The sequence below is a fragment of the Pseudarthrobacter defluvii genome (genome assembly GCF_030323865.1).
Lineage (GTDB): Bacteria > Actinomycetota > Actinomycetes > Actinomycetales > Micrococcaceae > Arthrobacter > Arthrobacter sedimenti.
Genome location: NZ_CP066362.1, coordinates 1,814,555 through 1,833,977, shown reverse-complemented (window position 1 = coordinate 1,833,977; position 19,423 = coordinate 1,814,555). Strand labels below are relative to the sequence as shown.

The window sequence follows — 19,423 nt, the reverse complement described above, 5'->3', positions numbered from 1 at the left end:
CGCGTACCCGGCGGTCCGCAGCCAAGCTGCCCTGTTGGCGCTGCTTGGCTGCGCCTCCGCCGCCTGGTACTTCACCATCCTGGGACTCAGGGACATGCCTGCCGGGCCCGGGACGATGGGTCTTGAGCTTGGCGGGTTCCTCGCGACTTGGACTCTCATGATGGCCGCAATGATGCTGCCTGCGCTGGCACCATTGACCACCATCTACCTGCGGTCGATTCGCACGACCCGAAGCGCACTGGTCAGAGCGGGAAGAACCGCCGGACTCGTTACCGGGTACCTGGCGTCCTGGGCTCTCTTCGGAACTGCCGCTTTCGTCGCTGCACTGCTGGCCTCTCAGCTGGCAACGACGGCGCCCACGGTGGCGCCGTGGGTGGGGGCAGGGATAGTCGCGGCCGCAGGGGCTTACCAGCTCACGCCGCTTAAGGACTATTGCCTGAGGCAGTGCCGCTCACCGATCTCTTTCCTGCTCCACACGTCCAATTACCGCGGCCCGTTCCGGGACGTTCGTGTGGGCGCCTACCACGGCGTCTACTGCATCGGGTGCTGTTGGGGCCTGATGGTTGTACTGACTGCAGTCGGCCTATCTAACCTTGCCTGGATGGTCGTTATCGCCCTAACCGTGCTTCTGGAAAAGACCTGGAGCCAAGGCCGCACAGTAAGCAAAATCGTCGGTGCCGCGCTCATCGTCTTTGCGGTCTTCGTGCCGGAGAATCCCGCACTCCTGCCCGGACTGTATACTGCTGCACCAATGTAGATTCACCCCGCGCCGAGCGGATCGACCGAACCGGTCGAGGCAGTCGCAGGAAAGTTGGCAGGCCTGCCGCAGCGGCGGGAGCTGAGCCTCGACGTACACCAACCTCGCGTCTGGATCATCACGCATGCTGTGTCTATGTCCAGACCCTGATGTAGTCGATCCGGATGGCAGCGGCGGGTCCGTACACTGGTGACCCCGACCAGTAACCCACGTTGATGACCAGGAAGTGCGGGGCTGCGCCGTCGCGGGTTGCGTAGGACTGCACCAGCCTGCCGTCGAAGTAGATGTCGTTCCGGCCGGCTTTCCGGTGCAAGCCATAGGTGTGGAACTGCCCTGCCCAGCAGCCAGGGATGCTGGCAGTGGTATTGGTGGAGGGCGAATGGTAGTTGGAGTGCATCGTACCGGACAGGGGCTCGGCTATGTCGTTCTCGCCGTGGCCGGGCCAGGACTGTCCGGTTGTCCACCAGGCAGGCCAGTTGTGGATCGTAGTGCCGCAGGTTCCGGGAAAGAGGATCCTGGCCTCGTAAAAACCGAGCCCAAATGTGGCCCCTGCGTGCCCGGCGACCCCATCGCCGGGATTAGTCGAGACAAGCGCGCCCTTTCCGGGGCCGGACATCTGCAATCTCAACTCACCGCCCGTGACGCTCACATTGCCAGAGCATGTCAGGACCTTGTTCATCTTGGAGCCCGCGCAGTCCTTGAACCAGTACGGTGTCCAGACCGTCCGGTTCAACGTGTCGAAGTTGTCTTCAAACTGCAACGTCCAACTCCCAGGCACCCCAATTGGCGTCGTCAAAACGCTGACGGAGGATGAAACGGCCGCCGCTGATACTGCACCCACGGCGACAGGGGGCGGGGTGGTCGGCCCTGGCTCGCTGCCGGCGGCAAGTCCCACGCTGGCCGACAGCAGGAGGTTCAGGAGCCCTGCCGTGAGGCTCAGGCAAGCCTTGGCGATCCCCATACCACTCTCCCTCAGGTCCGATCCACGACACTGACCATTGGCCAGCAGCGGCTCGGCACGCGTATTCAAATCGAAAACTTGCCAGAAACTGCTTTCCTACAGGAGGGCTGGGGCCAATCCTCCAAAGAAGATGCCAATCGACGACTTCGTTCCCGATACCTGCATCGGTTCCACCCTGAACCTGGCTAAAGCCCGAAGATGGGGCGGGAGCCTCCGGCAGCAGCCAACATACACCGCCTCGGACCCCGCCATAAGGGTTCCCCGTACCGCATCCACGTTCTACGTCTCCCCGGATTGCTCCGGTAGGCTCCAGGGGGCTTGCCCCCTATGCCCCGACCCTGCTGCTGGGCCGGCACGAAAGCGGCCCCTCCTTCCGGAAAACCAACGGCGGCGGTGACCGATCTTCAGAGTCGCACGCCGCTACGGGCACCGCGATTTTTTGGGTATTCCCCTACGTCCCGGACGGGGGCAAACTGCGAATGCGCGGTCCCCCGCGCAATGATCACCTAGCAGGAGGGCGTTCCAATGAGCAGCTTAGAATCCTTCAGCGGAGTCGGCGTCTATGAGATGCAAAGTGCCGCGGCCAGGGAAGTCAGGCGCATCATGGCTGAGACCGGTGGCGACCGCCTCAAAGCCGACAAGATGGTGCTAACCAAACTCCACGAGCTCACATTCATCACCGAAAAGGAGTTGCCGGTGCTGAACCACATTTGCGAGCTCGGCCACGCGGCGGCTGGCGGGAAGCACGATGCTGCCAAGGCGTATCAGGAAGTCAAGAAAGCGTATGAGGAACTACTGGTCAAGGGCGGCGCGAGCCCGGTTACCCTCGCCTACGCTTCCGGAGCCGTCGGATCCTACGTGTCCGACGACGACGAGTCCGACGGGTCAACAGTGGTCTACAAGAAATCAGGCGGTAACTGGCAAGGCACCCTTGCCGGCGCCGGTGCAGTCATCGGTGGTTACTTTGGAGGTGCGGGCGGAGCCGCTGTGGGCGCCGCTATCGGAGGCGTGGTCGGCAAAATCGTCGACGACTGCTAAACCGGCGAAGCGACAACGAGCCCAGCAAGAGCGAACTGGAACCCTTTGACCTTAAACATCAATAGTAAGTAGCCTTACCAAGGGCGTGGTGTCCAGCAGTGGGCGTCGCGTCCCGTCCAGCCAGCTCAGCACCAGGCCCTGTTCCGGTTCTCTCCATTCGTCCAAACGGCAGAAGACTCCGGCGTCCGTGTCCTCCTGGACGGAAACCCGGACACCCGCCAGCCCGGCTACTTCTACCCCACCGCCCTCGGTGGCGACAACGACAACCCGCTGGTGGCCGTGGAACAGTTCGGGCCCGCCCTGCCGATCGCCAGGGGTGGGTGTACGGCTCCACCTCGGTCGTCTCTGTGGGGGCGTGATGTCCTTCAGCTCGTCGTCCCACTCCCCCAGGCCTTCACTGACTGAGAGCACCCGCGGCGATCCACCGGTTCCCGGCTGCGGCTGCGGGCTTCGTCGCCGGGTCGTGGGAGCTGATGGAGGCCAGGACTGCTTCAGCGTGCGGTCCGTTCATCCAGGGCATTTTCTCCAAGAGTGCGGCGGGGGCGCCGGGAGGCGAATGAGGTCGGATAGCGCTCTTGGAGGTGCTTTGCCACACGAAGGACTAGGTGTACTGCCCAGGGACGTTGGTTCGGTGAATGTGATGACTCGCTGGAGTCGTTGAGCCAAAGGTGAGGACCTCCGGTTGCACAGTGGAGTTGCTTAGACAACCGCTGCAGCGACCAGGAGGTCCTCATGTCCCACGCTAATGCCGCTTTGACTCCACGCCAACGTTTACGCGTCGCGCGTCTGGTCGTGGACCATGGCTGGCCGGTATCCCGGGCTGCCGAGCAGTTCAACTGCTCCTGGCCGACCGCGAAACGGTGGGCGGCCCGTTACGCCGCGATGGGTGAGGCAGGTATGGCTGACAGGTCCTCCCGCCCTTACAGGGTGGCGAACCGGACGCCGCAGCAGCTGGTGCGCAAAGTTGTGCACCTGCGCTGGAAGCAGCGGCTGGGCCCGGTCGCGATCGGAGCGAAACTGGCCATGCCGGCCTCGACGGTGCACGCGGTCTTGGTCCGGTGCCGACTGAACCGCCTTCATCACGTGGACAAGCGCACCGGAGAAGTCATCCGCCGCTACGAACACGAGACTCCCGGAGCGATGATCCATGTCGATGTGAAGAAGCTCGGCAATATCCCCGACGGCGGCGGCTGGCGTTACGTCGGCCGGCAGCAAGGAGGCCGGAACCGGGCAGGAACCCCGGACAAGCCGCGCAGCAGAAACCGCGAGCCGCTGATCGGGACCGCCTATGTCCACACGGTCATCGACGACCACTCCAGGGTCGCCTACGCAGAGATCCACAGCGACGAAACAGCGGCCACCGCAGTAGCGGTCCTGCAAAGAGCTGTATCCTGGTTCGCTGCCCGCGGCGTCACCGTCAAACGGGTCCTCTCCGACAACGGGGCGGCCTACAAATCACATCTCTGGCGCGACGCCTGCCGCGAGCTGGACATCAGGGCAAAGAAGACCCGGCCCTACCGCCCCCCAGACCAACGGAAAGATCGAACGCTTCCACCGAACCCTCGCCGACGGATGGGCATTCAAACGCTTCTACGCCACCGAATCAGCCCGCAGAAACGCCCTCCCGGCATGGCTGCACCACTACAATCACCACAGGCCCACACCGCAATCGGAGGCCACCCGCCCATCAGCCGCTTAATCAACCTGCCTGGGCAGTACAACTAGGCCTGCGGCAGAGACATCTCCACATTCTCGGCGGTGATATCGTCCGTGCAGACGGTCAAGTCAGTGTCGCTCTCCGGCATAAAAGTGGGGATTGAATGACGGACCGCCAAAGGAGCTCTTGCGAGCTGAAAGACCCAGTGCTTAACTGTTCGGTTAATAAACCTTTTGGGATATTAGCGGTATGGAGTTTGGCACGACTTCTGAGGATCGACTCGACCGTGCCTTCGCGGCCCTTGCGGATCCTACGAGGCGAGCAATCCTTTCCGTCCTGGCACGGGGTGACTCTTCGCCCATTACTCAGCCATCGTCGGCCGCGGCTTCCGGACACATGAAGGGCCAGAAGGTCGCTGCGCATGCCGCCGCGGCCAGCTACGCTCTGCACCTACTGCAGCGCAGCGCGCAGCCGCTCTGTGAGGTCGTCGAGGGATTCGCGCCATTGGGGTTCGTCGGCGCCGTCCCACAGTTCGGCCAGCTCGGACTGCTCCCCCGCGACCCGTTCGACAGCTTCAAGGGCCATTTCGACGTCCTCGGCGGTGATCTCGGGACCGTGGGCGGTGACCCAGTCGGCGACGTTCTCGGGCAGGTCGCCCAGCGGGTTGCCCTGGCTGGCGGCGGTGATCTCCGCGGCGGCGAGGGCAATCGCCCCGTCCGGCGCCTCGACATAGCCAAGGCCCGCCTTGGCCAGGGCCTTGCGTACGACGTCCGCCCCGCCGGCTTCGAGCTCCTCCAGCCAGTCCAGCGCGTCGTCGTTCTCAAACGGCAGATAACCCCATGCGCCCATCGTCGTCGTCCCTCTCGGTGGCTGGCTGCGTTCTGGCACCAATATGGCAGACCCTGGCGGTGACGCAAGGAATTCGGCCGTCTATTTGGACGAACAGTCATCTGGAACGAAGGTTACGGCCCCGCGGAGGGTGGTGACGGTTAGGCTGTGGCCAAGTGCTTGAGCCATCTGTTGAGACGAAAAGAGATGCCTTGAATTCTGCAAGGAAGACCGCGCTCACCGCGGGAGTGTTCTACCTCGCTACCTTTGCCAGCTCCGTTCCTGCCGTCTTCCTTCTGGGACCTGTGCTGAGCGATCCGAACTACGTCACCAGCGCCGGCAATGACACCAGCGTGATCTGGGGCTGCCTGCTCGATCTGGTCAATGCCGCAGCCTGCGTGGGCACCGCAGTGGCCCTGTTCCCAGTGGTTAGACTGCAGAATGAGAGCCTCGCGTTGGGCTTTGTCACCTCGCGCATGTTCGAAGCCGCCGTTATCGCCATCGGCGTCGTCAGCCTCCTGGCAGTGGTGACCCTGAGGCAGGCAGGAACTTCCGGAACGGACCACAGCTCACTGATCGCAGCCGCCCGGGCACTCGTGGACGTGCGGGACTGGACGTTCCTCATCGGACCCGGGATGGTCCCGGCCGTCAATGCACTGCTGCTGGGCTACCTGCTGTTCCGCTCAAGGCTCGTACCGCGCATCATCCCTGTGATGGGCCTCATCGGCGCCCCGCTACTGCTCATCTCAGCAATAACAACCATGTTCGGCATCAACGACCAGGTTTCCGTCATGTCGGCGGTTGCGACCCTGCCAATCTTCCTCTGGGAACTGTCACTGGGGCTCTATCTGACCTTCAAGGGATTCAAACCGGCAGCTGTCCTCGACGGGGCTCATTCGACACATTCTCGCCGGGGACGCATGTGACGACGTTGGACCAGCTTCTGGCGGTAGCCGCCCGTGTGCTGGTGGCCGGCCTGGCCGTCTTCCAGGGTGCGCTGATCGCGGGGCGCCCCGCTCGGAGCGACTCACCGCACGAACACGTCCTTCCAGACGGCCAGGCGACCGACGGCGGCGGCCAGCCCGACCGTTGCCCAGAGAGCCAAGGCCTCCAAGGACCAGCCGAACCCGAGCAGGGACCCCAGCGCCCAGAAGCTGAGTGTCGGGACCACGAAGAATGCGGCTACGTGGAGCCACTGGTTCCGGACGGGCCGGAGCAGGTGGCCAAGGATCCAGCCCAGGGGCAGGCCGATGACGAATGAGACGCCGTACCCGTACATCAGCACCATCAGGCCCAGGTTGAACCAGAACCCCTGCGAGGTCGCGGCGAGGACGGCGTACAGGCCGATAAGCCACAGTGTCGTGGTGATCGCCCACCCCTTGAAGAGCGCCGGACCGGTAAGGATCACGCCCCTTCGGAGCAATCCGGACCGGGCCAGCATCTCCTCATTGTGCGAGTAATGGGTCATCGTCGCCGCCACTTCGCATATAGCCCGTCAGGCCTTGGTCATCATTCGACAGCATCTTCGGGACCGACCACCAGGATCTTGTTGCCACATGTCAGCTGGAGCCCCTCCGTCGCTGCTTTAAGCCTGCAATTCGAGTCTTTCACACGTGGTCCTCCGGAGAGCTCGGGGGGCGCTGCGAACCCACTTGTAGTGGCGTGCGTCGTACTCGGTGTAGATGTCGACAGCTTCGCCGTCGAAGCCGTCCTGGGTGACCAGGACTGATTGTCCATCCGCTGCCGTGATTTTCACGGTGTCACTGACCCCGAATGCGCCACGCGCCGCAAACAGGAACATGAGTCCGAAGTACGGCGTGGCGGCAACGGCCGCCAAGCTAGCACTTTTAGGCAACATCTCAATCGGAAGGAGCCATATCGCGCCCCATGGGTCTCACGCCGTCGCCTTCGAAGACCTGGTCGACGTCCTCGTCACCGAATCGCCTGTCGCTTCGATGGAACGCCTTTCAACGATCCGAACGCCAAGGCTTGTGGCATTGATCCACGCCATTCAGTCGCTGCTAGCCAACGTAACCGATGTGCACCGCGATGCAGTCGAGTCGGCCATCGAGGCTGCAATTGCGCCACGGGCACATGCTAGGACCCTTGCCTGTAAGCCGGTCCTTTACCGGGCAACGGTTAACGCTGAAGCACTGCGACACCGTGGCCCGCTCTCCCTCTACGCTGAACCTGCAAGGGAATGTGCCTGCGACTTCGTCGGTGCAATACTGCATTAATGAACATCCAAGAGTGGTGGCCATCGGTCGACGCTGAAACACGCGACTGGCTCATCGAACACAACGGCGAGCCGCTGCCACCGGACGTAATCGCCGGCATCATGACGGCTACGGACGGCACAACCGCTTCCGATTGGTGGGCAGGCGAATCAGAAGACGGCCCCCAGCTTTCCGACCAGGCTGTGGATTGGATCGAGGCTACCGCCAACGACGAGGAAGCGACAGACGGCTAAAATCTTCTGCCGCGTCCGGCTGAGATGCGGCTAACCAGACAGCAGAACTCCGCCGTCAGAGGCTGAGGGAAGCACCCGTATGCTGTTCAGCCCCAGACTGCGCCGGATATGACCACAAGGAACCCACGCTCAGCCCAGCAATCAGCTACCCGCGAAAAGTACGCTGCAACTTTGGTGACTACCGACGCCAGCTCCTCGATGTAAAGCAGACGTAAGTGTGCACACCCTATACACCCCCTTTGACCTGACGAACCAAGCGTTCGCAGCTTCCGTGAGCCGCAAGAAGAGCCCTCCCAGGACGATTCCCGGCAGAGCCGCCGAAGTCATGTAGTACCCGTCGGCCGGACACATGAATAGGTGTAAGCAACCCATGGCTTACCCGAGAGAACCGGAACGAGGAACCCCAAGAACCGACTCAGAGCAGGCGAGAGCCCCCACCAGCCAGGGATTTGAACCCGCCACCCCCACACCTGAACAGACCACTGCGGCGGCCAGGCCAAAGTGCGCAACCGAAAACGTCAGCGCGACGCGACAACAAGCTTTGTACACACGTCAAAGCCTATTCGCCCCTGACGAGGGGATATCCTGTGCCCGAGGTGGGACTCGAACTACATTCCAACCCTTGCAAACACTGGGAACTCCCGAAAACACGCGGAATCCTGGCCAGTCCAAAGGATGTCTGGCCCAGTAGGAGACGAAAAGTGCGGACAGTGTCCACACTTCAACAGAGTAAGTCCCGAGCATCTCCAAGAACCATCCCGATCCGTGCTGACGTTGCTCTTCAGTCTCTCCCGGGAGACTTCTGTGTAAGGCGTTCGCCTGCCTCGCCGGCGCACCATGCATGCATTGCCGAAGCGGACAGAGTCCCAGCAATGGGTTTACATGGCCGGGTGGGAAGCCTAGCGGCGGCACCCAACCGGACGCCGCCGTCGTCGTCTTTAAGCTTCCGCTGCCCTACACGGCGGTGTATCCGCCGTCGGCATTGATGACGGATCCAGTCAGCGCCGACGAACTGTCGCCCGCGAGAAAGAGAACCACGTTGGCGATCTCCTCGGGCCGAAGCAGCCGCCCGATGGGTTGTTTGGAAATCATCTGGGAGCGTGTTTCTTCCGGTAGCTGGGTCAGCAACGCCGTGTCCACGTAGCCAGGTGACACGGCGTTGAACCGGATACCTTCCTTTGCGTACGTCAGCGCTGCCGAGCGGGTGAAGTTGACGACGGCTGCCTTTGCTGCGGAGTAGGCATTACTGTTCGGTTGCCCCACATGGGCCAGAATCGATGCCATATTGATCACTGAGGCTGTCCCCGGTCCTGCATAGCGGCGCCGACCCTCGAGGATGGTGGCCACGGCCCATTTGTTGCAGAGCGCCACGCCGCTGAGGTTGACGTCCAGGACGCGCTGCCACTTGGACAGGTCCAGTTCGTGAACGGCGGCCTTCACTTCCGGAATGCCGGCGTTAGCCACCAGGACGTCCAGGCTTCCGTAGGTAGCGGCCGCCGTTTCCATCAGGGCGCGGACCGACTCTTCGTCGGTCACGTCCGTGGGGACAAACTGCGCGTGCCCGCCACCGGCTGTGATCTTCGCAGCCACGCCGGCCGCCTCGCCGATGTCTCCGATGGTCACCGCGTAGCCAGCCTCCCCAAGCTTCAGGGCGATGGCTTCGCCGATCCCGGCGCCTCCTCCGGTAACCACCGCGGATCCAGCGCTATGCACGGTCCACCAGCTCGGAAGTCCGGCCGCGCGCGGCGGCGAGCTTGGCAATATCCCGGCCGGCCCGGTACCCGAAGACCAGGGCGGGGCCGATGTGGGAGCCGTAGCCTGGGTACCCGCCGCCGAAGACGCTCACCGCCGCCGAGCCGACGGCGATCAGCCCCGGAATGGCGGTGCCCTCCTCGGTTTCCACCTCGGAGGACCCATTGACGCCAATGCCGGCGAAGGTGCCCAGATCGCCCATCTGGATCTTGGCCGCGTAGTACGGCCCCTTGCCCACGATTGCCAGGTTGGGGTTGGGCTTGTGGTCCATGTCGCCGCGGAAGTTGTTGTACAGGGTGGAGCCGCGGCCGAATGCCGGGTCCTCGCCGCGTTCGGCAGCCGGGTTGAACTCAGCCACGGTGGCCTTGAGCCCATCGGCGTCGATGCCGAGCTTGCCGGCGAGCTCTTCCAGCGTGGCGCCTTTGACCAGGTAGCCAGTCTTGTAGAAGTAGCCGCGGGGCATGGGCCAGGGCTTGGCATAGCCGATGCCGTACTTGTGCATGGTCCTGGCATCGCCGATGACGTAACCGAAGGTCTTGTCCTCGTCTTGGTTGTGCCCGATCATGGCGCCGCCGAAGTCGTGGTAGCTGAGGGCCTCGTTGCCGAATCGTTTGCCGTGGCGGTCCACAGCGATCAGCCCTGGCAGCCCGATGGCCCGGAGGTGCGGGAAGAGCCGCTCCTTGCCGTTGAGGTATTGGAAGACCGTGACAGGCGCCCAGGAGCCCACGCTGAACACCGAGTTGTCGATATATCCGCCAGCGCTGAGCGCCAGGGTGGCGGCGTCGCCGCCGTGGCCCACGGTGGGAGTGAAGTGGTCGTCCCCGTCGGCGTCGTGCGGGAAGTACTGCCGGCGCAGTTCCTTGTTGCCTGAGAATCCGCCGGCAGCCAGGATGACCCCCAGCTTCGCGGTCACGGTGGCGGCACGCTGGCCACCTATGACCGCCCCGGTGACGGTCCCGGCGTCGTCCCTTGTCAGCGAAAGCGCCGGCGAGGAGTTCCAGAGCCGGACACCCAGGTCATCGGCACTTTTAACCATACGCGTCATCAGCGCATTGCCGTTGGACCGGAGCACCGGCCGCTTGTACCGGGCTGCGTCGAACCAGGTCCGGAGCAGCTTCTTCGCTACGTATACGAAGGATCTGAGCGACTGGTTGACGTGGAAGAACTCGTTGATATCCGGGCCCACCTGCGGCATGTAGCCGAACACCGTGTAGGAGCTCATGTACGGCTGCATCAGGAGGCGCTTGTCACCGAGGACGCGCGCGTCAACGTCCTGCGGCAGGATCGCCCGGCCGGAGAGCCTGGCCCCGGGCAAGTCCATCTTGTAGTCCGGGGATTTCTCCGGGTACGTGAACTTCACGTCGGTCTCGTCCTCGAAGAACGCGAGGGCCTCGGGCACGGTATCCAGGAAGCTGCGGACTCCGGCCTCGTTGAACGTGTCCGGTGCGAGGTTCTTCAAGTAGGTTTCCGCTTCCTCGCGGCTGTCCCCCTGTTCCACGCCCTGCTTGTTGCCGGGGACCCAGGCCCAGCCGGCCGAGATCGCGGTGGTTCCGCCGAAGTACTGCTCCTTCTCGGCGACAATCACGGTCAGTCCCTGCGATGCGGCTTTCAACGCTGCGGCCATCCCGGCCACACCGGACCCGATCACCAGGACATCACACACAACACTCTTACTCATGGTTCTTGCTCCGTTCAGTGGCTGCGCCTCGGTGCGGCAGCCGGGTGGAATGCCAGCCCCAGTACAGCGGTGGTGGGGAAGCACCACAGCCGCGATTACCATTGATCGGGAATCCCAAGGAGAATCAGTGGCCAATTCCGCATCCGGCGAGTCGATGATCGCCCGCTTTGTCAGGGTGGTGAGCGCGTTCGATGACCGCCACCAGACCATGACCGTCGCCGAACTGGCCCGCAGGACCGGGCTCCCGGTCACCACCACGTACCGGCTGGTCAACGAACTGCTGCACGAGCGCCTCCTGGAGCGCGAGCCGGGCGGCGCCGTGCATATTGGAACAAAAATGTGGGAACTGGCATCCCGCGGCTCCAAGATGGTGGGCCTGCGCGAGGCGGCGCTGCCGTTTATGGAGGACGTCCAGTCCGTGGTCCAGCACGCCACAACCTTGGGCATCCTGGATTCGGACGAGATCCTCTACATCGAACGCATCGGCACCCATGCAACGGTGGTGGACATTTCCAAAATCGCCGGCCGGCTCCCGCTGCACGCCACGTCGTCGGGACTGGTCTTGCTGGCCCACTCCCCAGCCGCCTACCAGGACAAAATCCTCGCCAGGCCGCTGTACAAATACACCGACACCACCCTCACGGAGCCGATGGTGCTGCGGCGCCACCTGGCCGATATCCGGCACCGGGGCTTCGCCGCCATGCCCGGCGTGATTGTTCCCGAGACCACCGGCATTGCCGTGCCGGTGTTCGGACCGGACAACACGGCAGTGGCAGCCCTGAGCGTCATCGTGCCGCGGACCGAGGAGAACGACTCCGCCCGGGTGCCGGTGCTTATGGCCGGAGCCCGCGGGGTTTCGCGCGCCCTGGGCTGGCGGGGCGAGCTCAAAGGAACTGTCCGCCGAAGCCAATGAAGCGACTGATTACCGTTCATCGGTAATCCTGTGGTTCCGCTCACAGCACTCCTGCCACGGTAGCTAAGGCGCAGCGACGAGGCTGCGGATTGACGAGGAGCGGAACATGAACATCACGCACGGACGGGTCGCCGGCAAGACGGCGGTCATCACCGGCGGCCGGGGGGACCTTGGCAGCGCCACGGCGGCGCTTTTTGCGGAACACGGCGCCCGGGTTGCCAGCCTGGACATGGCAGGGGCACCGGCCGTTGCAGCCCATGAAAACGTCCGGGAGTACGACGTTGACGTCACCAGCGAGGACAGCGTTGCCGAGGCGATCCGCCGCGTCACCGAAGACATCGGCGCACCGGACATCCTGGTCAACGCCGCAGGCATCATCGGGCCCGCCGGGCCGTCCCACACCGCCTCCGGCACGGACTTCGACACCATCTTCAACGTCAACGTCAAAGGCGTCTGGCTGATGACCAAGCATGTGGTCCCCGGCATGATCGAAAAGGGCGCCGGCAGCATCATCAACTTCTCCTCCATCCACGGACTCACCGGAGGCAGCAGCGTGCCCCTGTACCACGCCACCAAAGGTGCCGTCCGGCTGCTCAGCAAGTCCGATGCCGCCGCCTACGGAGCCCACGGCATCAGGGTCAACTCCATCCACCCCGGCTCCATGAACACGCGGATGAGCCGGCGCTCCGCGGAACAATCCACGGTTGGCCCCGAGGCGTACTACAAGCAGCTGCTCGGCTCCAACCCGCTGCCCCGGCAGGGGGAACCGGAGGAAATCGCCTACGGCGTCCTGTACCTGGCCTCGGACGAATCCCGTTTCACCACCGGTTCGGAACTCGTGATCGACGGCGGTTACACCGCGGTCTGAGCCGCCCACCCTTGCCGCACCGCCTCCTAACGCGCGGCACTGAACATCTCCCGAAAGGCATCACCATGAAAATCGTCAGTGGAACCGCAGCGGAAACGTACGACGTCGTCGTCGTGGGTTCCGGCGCCGGCGCCCTCACTGCGGGGGCCACCGCAGCCCGGGCCGGCAAATCTGTAATCATCCTGGAAAAGAGCGACCTGCTGGGCGGCACCTCCGCCGTGTCCGGCGGCATGCTGTGGGTGGCGGACAACCACCACGCCCGCGACGCGGGCGTCACCGATTCCAAGGCCGCGGCAGCCGATTATGTGCGTGCGGTGGCCAGGGGCCGCGGCCGCGGGGAACTGCTGGATGCAGCGTTGAACTACGGGGACCAGATGCTGCAGTTCGTGGAGGACGAGTGCGGCGTGCGCTTCATTTTCCTGGACAACTTCCCGGATTACCGCCAGGACCTGCCCGGCGCGCTCGACGGCGGACGCACCATCGAACCGGAACTCTTCAACAGCGGGGATGCCCTGGGTTCCCTCACCGCACATGTCCGCACGGACGGCCGCGCTCCGTTCACAATGCAGGAGTACGAGGCCTGGGGCGCTTTCACCAGGTTCCCCTGGGCGGAGCTGGACCAGCGCCAGAAAGACGGTTTTGTGGCGAAGGGCCAGGCGCTGGTGTCCATGCTGCTGGCCAGCCTGGTCCGGAGCGGTGCGGCCCTGGCCACGGGCGCCCGCGGGCACCGGCTGGTGACCGACGGCGGCCGGGTAACTGGCGTGGAGCTCGAAACCGGCGAGATCATCCGGGCCAACGACGGCGTGGTGCTGGCCACCGGGGGCTTCGAATGGGACAAGGCCCTGGCCGATTCGATGCTGGCCTCACGGCTGTACACCATGTGCTCGCCGCCTTCCAACACCGGTGACGGCCTGCGGATGTCCCAGCGTATCGGCGGGCAGACCCGCGGCACCCGCGAGGCCTGGTGGGCACCCATGTCGGTGACCGGCGATACCCGGGACGGGCAGCCGATCGGCACCCTCCTCCGGTTCGAACGCCAGGGCCCGGGATCCATCATGGTGAACCGGCACGGTCGCCGCTTCGCCAACGAATCCCAGAACTACAACGACCTGGCCCGGTGCCTGCAGTCGTGGGACTCCGCCGCGAACCAGACCCTCAACACCCCCGCCCATGTGGTCGTGGACCACGCCTACATGGAGCGCTACGGCATCCTGGCCCACCGCGCCGGCCAGCCCACGCCGGCCTACCTGACCGAGGCGGCCACAGTGGAAGAGCTCGCCATGAAGATCAACGTTCCCGTCCGGAACCTCGTGGAGACTGTGGCCCGGTTCAACGGCTTCGCCGCCCGGGGCGAGGATCCGGACTTCGGCCGCGGCGAGAGCGCCTACGACAAATACTGGGGAGACGCGGACAACGCCTACCCCAACCCGTCCCTGGCTCCGCTGCAGACCGGACCGTTCTACGCCATGGAGGTGGTCAACGGCGCGTTCGGTACCAACGGCGGCATCGCCACCGACGGGCTGGCCCGCGTGCTCGACGTCGACAACCGCCCCATCGAGGGCCTGTTCGCCGCCGGCAATACCACCGAGAGCGCCTACGCGGCCGGTTACCCCGGCGCAGGCGCCACCCTGGGGCCCATCATGACCATGGGTTACCTCGCCGGGCGGACCATCGCGGGCCAGGATCCCGAGTACGTCCCGGGCTCATTGGCTGGCGGCAACCACGCAGCGGAACTGGTAGGTGCCTGAGATGATCCGCCACACTGTCCTGTTCAAGTTCAAGCCGGACTTCCCACCGGAGGACAAGCAGACCTGGATCGCCGGACTCAACCGGATGCGCGGCAACATCCCGGGCATGCTCAATCTGGCACACGGACCGGATGTGCTCGGTACCGAGCGGTCCTTCGATTACGCCATCGTGGCGGACTTCGAAACCGTCGAGGACATCGCCGTGTACAACACGCACCCTCTCCACGAGCCGCTGAAGGCGTACTCGTTCCCCAACAGCCTGCACATCCTCTCGGTGGACTTCCACCTCGAAGATCCCCAGCCGGCTCCCGCCAAGACACCGTTGTCTTAAGGAGATTCACCATGCACATATCACCCGACACACGTACCGCCCCGCCGAAGACGCCGCGGAAGGCGGCCCTGGCATCCTTCCTGGGCAGCACGCTGGAGTATTACGACTTCTTCATCTACGGAACCGCAGCCGCCCTGGTGTTCCCGCACCTGTTCTTCCCGTCCGACGACCCCGCCGTCGGCCTGATCGGCGCACTGGCCACCTTCGGCGTCGCGTACGTGGCACGGCCGGTGGGCGGGCTGGTCATGGGCCATTTCGGCGACAAGCTGGGCCGCAAGAGGATCCTGCTGCTCACCCTGGGCATTATGGGCCTGGCCTCGCTGGGCATAGGCTGCCTGCCAACCTACGATCAGGTGGGGGTCTGGGCCCCCATCCTGTTGGTAGCAGGACGCCTGGCCCAGGGTTTCTCCGCCGGGGCTGAGTCCGCGGGCGCCTCCACCCTCACGCTGGAGCACTCCCCGGACGGAAAACGTGCCTTCTTCACCAGCTTCGTGATGATGGGCTACGCCTCCGGCATGGTCCTGGCCACCCTGGTGTTCATTCCGGTGAGTGCCCTGCCGCAGGACGCCATGATGAGCTGGGGCTGGCGCGTCCCGTTCTGGCTCTCCATCGTGGTCCTCGCCGTGGCCTACTGGGTGCGGACGCACCTCGACGAGACCCCCGTCTTCGAGGAAGCGCAGGAGCAGGAACAGGTCGCACCCATGCCCGTCAAGGAGGTCCTGAAGTTCCAGGCACCGGACGTGCTGCGCGTGGCGGGCATGTCCATCATGGTGGTGATGCAGACGGTGTTTACGGTCTTCGGGCTGGCCTACGCCACTTCCACGGCGGGCTTCGACCGGTCCTCCATCCTGACGGTCAACGCCGTCGCGATCGGGCTGTCCATGCTGGTGATGCCATTGGCTGCGACGCTCGCGGACCGGATCGGACGCCGTCCGCTGCTGCTGGCCGCCGCGATCGGATGTTCCGCAACGATTTTTGTATACTTCCTGGCGTTGTCCTCGGGCAACATCGTGCTGGTGTTCCTGGCCGCGTTCCTGAACATGACCGTGCTGTACTCGGCCTACAACGCCGTCTGGCCGGCCTATGTGGCCGAGCAGTTCGCCACTCCCGTGCGCTACACGGGCATGGCGCTGGGCAACCAGCTGGGCCTGGTGCTGGCCGGGTTCGCCCCCATGATCGCCAGCATGCTGCTGACGCCGGGCCTGACGGGCTGGATGCCCGTGGCTGTTTTTGCGACTGTCTGCATGCTCATTGCCGGCGTCTGTGTCTTTTACTCACGCGAGACGTACCGAACGCCCATTGAAAGCCTGGGCGCACCGTATCTCGAGGGCACTGCCTTGCGCCGGGAACAGCATGCCGCCGCCAAGGTGGAGGCGGGACTGGACAGCCCTGTCCGCTAGGCACCACACCGCAAAATGACAGTGCCCCCGTCGCCTTCGTGGCGACGGGGGCACTGTCATGGGAGCCTATTCCTCCGGGGCCAGGGTGACGGTCATCCCGTCCAGCCGGTCCTCAAACGCGACCTGGCAGGACAACCGTGAGCAGTCCTCCCTGAACCCTTCGGCGTCCACCAGCAGCTCGGCCTCGTCCTCGTTCCGTTCACCGAGGCTGGTGACGATGTCGCCGTCCAGGAAGACGTGGCATGTGGCGCAGGAGGCTGTGCCGCCGCAGGACGCCAGCACTGGGAGGTCGTGGTCCCGCAGGGCCTCCATCAGGCTTTGCTCCGGCTCCCACTGCACGGCGTGCTGCTGGCCTTCGCGGTCCACTACGGTCAGGGTGTTGGTACTCATCTGGTGCTCTTTTCTTGGAAGTCTTGCGGTTATCAGGCCAGTGCTGCTGCGGTTTGGCGGGCGTCAGAACGCGAATGTTCGCCGGTTGCGGTGTCCTCGAGTTTCACGGCCGGGTCCGCCACCAGGGCGGGGTCCAGCAGCCGCCCGGCGGGGATGAGTTTCTTGGCCGGGCGGAAATCGGCCAGTCCGCCCACGGTGTCCACGGCGGCCAGCCGGCCCTCGCGGAGGTACACCACAGAGAATTTCCCGGTGTCGGGATCCCCGCGCACGATGACTTCATCGTCCGGGTGCATCACCCCGGCGGTTTGCAGCCGGACACCGTGCTGGACGGTCCAGAACCACGGGACCTCCGCGGTCCGGGGCTGGCTGCCGAGGATGTCGCTGACCAGGGCCTCCGCCTGGGCATTGGCGTTCTGGATGGATTCCAGCCGTTGGCTGGCGCCGCTGAACGGGCTGGTGAACCGGGTGACGTCCCCGGCGGCGTAGATGCCCGGAATGTTGGTCCGGCAGTGTTCGTCCACCAGGACGCCGTCCCGGCAGGCCGCCCCGGCGGCTTCGGCGAGCTCCTGGTTGGGCAGCACACCGATGCCGGCCACCACCACGTCGGCCTCGAAGTGCCGCCCGTCTGACGTCACGACCCGTTCCACCCGGCCCTCCCCCTGCAGTTCGGTCACGGCGGCGCCGAATTCCAGGTTGACGCCCCGGTCCCGGTGGAGGCCCTCGAAGAAGGCGGACACGGGTGCGGAGGTCACCCGCTTCATCACGCGGTCCTGGAACTCCAGCACCGTGACGGAGCATCCGTTCTTGACGGCGGCCGCGGCCACTTCCATACCGATGAAACCGGCACCGATGATCACCACTTTCGCGCCGGGAACCAGCGCGCGCTGGATGGCCAGCCCGTCCTGGTAAGTCCGGAGGGCAAGCACCCCGTCAAGCTGTGCACCGGGCACGGGAAGCTCGCGGGCACGTGAGCCGATGGCGAGCACCAGCCGGTGGAACGGGAGCCGGCTGCCTCCTGCAAGGACCACTGCCCGGGCGGCGGGGTCAATCGATTCGACGGTATGCCCCGTGATGCGCTCCATCCCCCTGGCCTGGTAATAGTCTTCCTTGCGGAGGAGGGCTGTTTTGTCTCCGGAACCGGGCGTGAGCAGTTCCTTGGACAGCGGGGGCCGCTCGTAGGGCATCCCGTGCTGGGCATCGATGAGGACGATCCGGCCGTCCCAGCCGCCGGTCCGCAGGCCTGCTGCCACGGCAACGCCGGCGTGTCCGCTGCCGACAATAACGATAGGATCCGTGGTTTTCTCAGTCATTGTGCTCCTCCAGGAAGACGTGCATGCGGTGGGGGCCCGCGTTGGTGAGGTTGTTGCCGCGAACCCACTCAATCGGGTGGGCTGGGTCCAGCGTGACCGAGGCCAGGCGCTGGGCCAGCACTTCGGCGGTAATGGTGGTTTCGAGGTGGGCCAGGGGCTGGCCCAGGCAACTGTGCACGCCGTGGCCGAAGCCCAGGGATTTGCTGTTGTCGTGGTCCATGTCGAAGGTGTCGCCGTCGTCGAAGAGGTCCCGGCTGGCCGAAGCGTTGAGCAGGCGAACGATGCTGCCGGCGGGGATGGCCACCCCGGCCACTTCCACGGCTTCGGTGGTGATGCGGCTGGCGCGGTGGACGGCGCCGCTGTGCCGGGCCAGTTCCTCGGCGAACTGTGCGGCGTCGGCAGGGGTCTCGCGGATGCGGGTGAGCAGACCGGGCTGTTCGGCAAAGATGCGGAAGGCATTGGCCAGCAGGATGGTGGTGGTGTCGTGTCCGGCGATGAAGACGAACGAACACAGTTCCTTGGCTTCCTGTTCGGTGAGGATGCCTTCGTCCTTCCACATGCGGGCGATGTGCCCGCCCATGGACGGGCTTTCCTCCGCGTAGAGGCGCTCCAGGGTGTCTTTCAGGTAGGCCCAGAAATCGTGGGCGCTGTCCTTGTCGGTCCCCGTGCCCGGGGCGTTCCGGGCGAGCCGTCCGAAGTAGGAGAAGGTCTCATCGGACCAGAACTTCATCTTCTCGTAGTCCTGGGCGGGGACGTCCAGCAAGGCGGAGATGGTGGCCATGCTGAGCTGGATGGCGTACTCCTCCACCACTTCGCCGCCGCCCTTGGCGAGAAGATCGTCGAGCAGCGCGTTGGCCGTTTCCCGTATTCGGTCCTCAAACAGTTTGATGGCCTTGGGTGTGAAGGCGGTGGCCACAACCTTGCGCAGGCGGTTATGGTTCGGCGCATCGAAAAGCGTCAGGAAGGTCATCGGCGGCGGCGAGACCACTTCCGAAGAGAAGATCTTCGGGGCCCGGAAGGCTTTGCGGACATCCTCGTAGCGGGAAATGAAGTAGACATCTGAGACCGGTGACCAGCACCGGAGAACGGGCGCGTTCTCGCGCATCCACGTGTAGTGGGCGTAGGGGTCCTCCTGGGAGCCGTCGTCAACAACCTTGAACGGCTCCAGGCCGCTGGGCCACTGCAGTTCGTGGGAGTAGGGCAGGCTGCCTTCCTCGCTGCGTGGAAGGTGCGTGTCGAGCGTCGTTGCTGCGAACATCGTGGTCCTCTCATGTGGGGCTTCGTCACCGCCGGCCGGGCGGGGGTGATCGGGAGCGGGGAAA

At 64.6% G+C, this 19,423-nt stretch carries 18 protein-coding genes and 2 pseudogenes; 11 read left to right on the top strand and 9 right to left on the bottom strand.

The genetic code is table 11. The features are described from left to right. Nucleotides 1-34: 34 nt before the first annotated feature. A complete protein-coding gene (locus tag JCQ34_RS08405; RefSeq protein ID WP_286403669.1) occupies nucleotides 35-757 on the top strand; it encodes a DUF2182 domain-containing protein in 723 nt (240 codons plus the stop codon). 133 nt (nucleotides 758-890) lie between these two features. Here JCQ34_RS08405 and JCQ34_RS08400 read toward each other — a convergent pair whose 3' ends face one another. Further along, entirely contained in the window at nucleotides 891-1,373 is a 483-nt protein-coding gene (locus JCQ34_RS08400) for a glycoside hydrolase family 16 protein (RefSeq protein ID WP_350310812.1), read from the bottom strand. An 870-nt stretch (nucleotides 1,374-2,243) separates the two neighbouring features. Here JCQ34_RS08400 and JCQ34_RS08395 point away from each other — a divergent pair. From JCQ34_RS08395 to JCQ34_RS08385, 3 genes and pseudogenes are all read left to right on the top strand, one after another. After that, a complete protein-coding gene (locus JCQ34_RS08395; protein WP_286403666.1) occupies nucleotides 2,244-2,756 on the top strand; it encodes a hypothetical protein in 513 nt (170 codons plus the stop codon). Nucleotides 2,757-2,915: 159 nt separating this feature from the next. After that, a pseudogene (locus tag JCQ34_RS08390) lies at nucleotides 2,916-3,071 on the top strand (aldehyde dehydrogenase family protein); the annotation flags it as partial. A 417-nt stretch (nucleotides 3,072-3,488) separates the two neighbouring features. Continuing rightward, nucleotides 3,489-4,481 (top strand): annotated as a pseudogene (locus JCQ34_RS08385) (IS481 family transposase). 382 nt (nucleotides 4,482-4,863) lie between these two features. On the opposite strand, the gene JCQ34_RS08380 reads toward JCQ34_RS08385, so the two are convergent. Further along, nucleotides 4,864-5,262 carry a DUF4259 domain-containing protein gene (locus JCQ34_RS08380; protein WP_286403664.1) on the bottom strand — a complete coding sequence of 133 codons (399 nt, stop codon included), beginning with the start codon at nucleotides 5,260-5,262 and terminating at the stop codon, nucleotides 4,864-4,866. Nucleotides 5,263-5,453: 191 nt separating this feature from the next. On the opposite strand from JCQ34_RS08380, the gene JCQ34_RS08375 reads away from it, so the two are divergent. Further along, nucleotides 5,454-6,167, top strand: coding sequence for a DUF4386 domain-containing protein (locus tag JCQ34_RS08375; protein ID WP_286403661.1), 714 nt, complete (start codon nucleotides 5,454-5,456; stop codon nucleotides 6,165-6,167). A 101-nt stretch (nucleotides 6,168-6,268) separates the two neighbouring features. Here the strand turns inward: JCQ34_RS08375 and JCQ34_RS08370 are convergent, their stop codons facing one another. Then, nucleotides 6,269-6,709, bottom strand: a complete 441-nt coding sequence (locus JCQ34_RS08370) for a hypothetical protein (RefSeq protein WP_286403658.1) — start codon at nucleotides 6,707-6,709, stop codon at nucleotides 6,269-6,271. 117 nt (nucleotides 6,710-6,826) lie between these two features. Beyond that, nucleotides 6,827-7,078: a hypothetical protein gene (locus JCQ34_RS08365; protein ID WP_286403655.1), complete on the bottom strand. Its 252-nt coding sequence runs from the start codon at nucleotides 7,076-7,078 to the stop codon at nucleotides 6,827-6,829. A 399-nt stretch (nucleotides 7,079-7,477) separates the two neighbouring features. Between JCQ34_RS08365 and JCQ34_RS08360 the strand changes: the two genes are divergently transcribed. Next, nucleotides 7,478-7,711, top strand: a complete 234-nt coding sequence (locus JCQ34_RS08360) for a hypothetical protein (protein ID WP_286403652.1) — start codon at nucleotides 7,478-7,480, stop codon at nucleotides 7,709-7,711. 954 nt (nucleotides 7,712-8,665) lie between these two features. On the opposite strand, the gene JCQ34_RS08355 is transcribed toward JCQ34_RS08360, so the two are convergent. Then, entirely contained in the window at nucleotides 8,666-9,424 is a 759-nt protein-coding gene (locus tag JCQ34_RS08355) for an SDR family NAD(P)-dependent oxidoreductase (protein WP_286403649.1), read from the bottom strand. Further along, on the bottom strand, nucleotides 9,417-11,141 hold the full coding sequence (locus tag JCQ34_RS08350; RefSeq protein WP_286403645.1) for an FAD-dependent oxidoreductase: 1,725 nt from the start codon (nucleotides 11,139-11,141) through the stop codon (nucleotides 9,417-9,419). Before JCQ34_RS08350 ends, JCQ34_RS08355 begins: the two co-directional genes overlap by 8 nt. 127 nt (nucleotides 11,142-11,268) lie before the next feature. Here JCQ34_RS08350 and JCQ34_RS08345 point away from each other — a divergent pair, with 127 nt between their 5' ends. The 5 genes from JCQ34_RS08345 (at nucleotide 11,269) to JCQ34_RS08325 (ending at nucleotide 16,401) form a co-directional block, all read left to right on the top strand. Continuing rightward, on the top strand, nucleotides 11,269-12,054 hold the full coding sequence (locus JCQ34_RS08345; RefSeq protein WP_286403641.1) for an IclR family transcriptional regulator: 786 nt from the start codon (nucleotides 11,269-11,271) through the stop codon (nucleotides 12,052-12,054). Between the two features lie 106 nt (nucleotides 12,055-12,160). Continuing rightward, nucleotides 12,161-12,922, top strand: a complete 762-nt coding sequence (locus JCQ34_RS08340) for an SDR family NAD(P)-dependent oxidoreductase (RefSeq protein WP_286403639.1) — start codon at nucleotides 12,161-12,163, stop codon at nucleotides 12,920-12,922. A gap of 65 nt (nucleotides 12,923-12,987) precedes the next feature. Further along, nucleotides 12,988-14,670, top strand: a complete 1,683-nt coding sequence (locus JCQ34_RS08335) for an FAD-dependent oxidoreductase (RefSeq protein WP_286403637.1) — start codon at nucleotides 12,988-12,990, stop codon at nucleotides 14,668-14,670. A gap of 1 nt (nucleotide 14,671) precedes the next feature. Then, nucleotides 14,672-15,001 (top strand): Dabb family protein, encoded by a 330-nt coding sequence (locus JCQ34_RS08330; RefSeq protein WP_286403634.1) that lies wholly within the window; start codon nucleotides 14,672-14,674, stop codon nucleotides 14,999-15,001. 11 nt (nucleotides 15,002-15,012) lie between these two features. After that, nucleotides 15,013-16,401 (top strand): MFS transporter, encoded by a 1,389-nt coding sequence (locus JCQ34_RS08325; protein ID WP_286403631.1) that lies wholly within the window; start codon nucleotides 15,013-15,015, stop codon nucleotides 16,399-16,401. Between the two features lie 66 nt (nucleotides 16,402-16,467). Here the strand turns inward: JCQ34_RS08325 and JCQ34_RS08320 are convergent, their stop codons facing one another. From JCQ34_RS08320 to JCQ34_RS08310, 3 genes are read right to left on the bottom strand one after another with little or no spacing between them, the layout of a single operon-like run. Next, nucleotides 16,468-16,791 (bottom strand): 2Fe-2S iron-sulfur cluster-binding protein, encoded by a 324-nt coding sequence (locus JCQ34_RS08320; RefSeq protein WP_286403628.1) that lies wholly within the window; start codon nucleotides 16,789-16,791, stop codon nucleotides 16,468-16,470. Nucleotides 16,792-16,823: 32 nt separating this feature from the next. After that, nucleotides 16,824-18,101: an NAD(P)/FAD-dependent oxidoreductase gene (locus tag JCQ34_RS08315; protein WP_286403626.1), complete on the bottom strand. Its 1,278-nt coding sequence runs from the start codon at nucleotides 18,099-18,101 to the stop codon at nucleotides 16,824-16,826. Continuing rightward, entirely contained in the window at nucleotides 18,094-19,359 is a 1,266-nt protein-coding gene (locus tag JCQ34_RS08310) for a cytochrome P450 (protein ID WP_286403625.1), read from the bottom strand. The genes JCQ34_RS08315 and JCQ34_RS08310 overlap by 8 nt, the downstream gene beginning before the upstream one ends. Between the last annotated feature and the right edge of the window lie 64 nt (nucleotides 19,360-19,423).

What these genes read in the sequence shown, in the direction of transcription:
- JCQ34_RS08325 (WP_286403631.1), top strand. Translation starts at nt 15,013, where the DNA reads ATGCACATATCACCCGACACACGTACCGCCCCGCCGAAGACGCCGCGG.
- JCQ34_RS08370 (WP_286403658.1), bottom strand. Translation starts at nt 6,709, where the DNA reads ATGACCCATTACTCGCACAATGAGGAGATGCTGGCCCGGTCCGGATTG.
- JCQ34_RS08320 (WP_286403628.1), bottom strand. Translation starts at nt 16,791, where the DNA reads ATGAGTACCAACACCCTGACCGTAGTGGACCGCGAAGGCCAGCAGCAC.
- JCQ34_RS08395 (WP_286403666.1), top strand. Translation starts at nt 2,244, where the DNA reads ATGAGCAGCTTAGAATCCTTCAGCGGAGTCGGCGTCTATGAGATGCAA.
- JCQ34_RS08340 (WP_286403639.1), top strand. Translation starts at nt 12,161, where the DNA reads ATGAACATCACGCACGGACGGGTCGCCGGCAAGACGGCGGTCATCACC.
- JCQ34_RS08310 (WP_286403625.1), bottom strand. Translation starts at nt 19,359, where the DNA reads ATGTTCGCAGCAACGACGCTCGACACGCACCTTCCACGCAGCGAGGAA.
- JCQ34_RS08335 (WP_286403637.1), top strand. Translation starts at nt 12,988, where the DNA reads ATGAAAATCGTCAGTGGAACCGCAGCGGAAACGTACGACGTCGTCGTC.
- JCQ34_RS08360 (WP_286403652.1), top strand. Translation starts at nt 7,478, where the DNA reads ATGAACATCCAAGAGTGGTGGCCATCGGTCGACGCTGAAACACGCGAC.
- JCQ34_RS08330 (WP_286403634.1), top strand. Translation starts at nt 14,672, where the DNA reads ATGATCCGCCACACTGTCCTGTTCAAGTTCAAGCCGGACTTCCCACCG.
- JCQ34_RS08400 (WP_350310812.1), bottom strand. Translation starts at nt 1,373, where the DNA reads ATGTCCGGCCCCGGAAAGGGCGCGCTTGTCTCGACTAATCCCGGCGAT.
- JCQ34_RS08315 (WP_286403626.1), bottom strand. Translation starts at nt 18,101, where the DNA reads ATGACTGAGAAAACCACGGATCCTATCGTTATTGTCGGCAGCGGACAC.
- JCQ34_RS08350 (WP_286403645.1), bottom strand. Translation starts at nt 11,141, where the DNA reads ATGAGTAAGAGTGTTGTGTGTGATGTCCTGGTGATCGGGTCCGGTGTG.
- JCQ34_RS08380 (WP_286403664.1), bottom strand. Translation starts at nt 5,262, where the DNA reads ATGGGCGCATGGGGTTATCTGCCGTTTGAGAACGACGACGCGCTGGAC.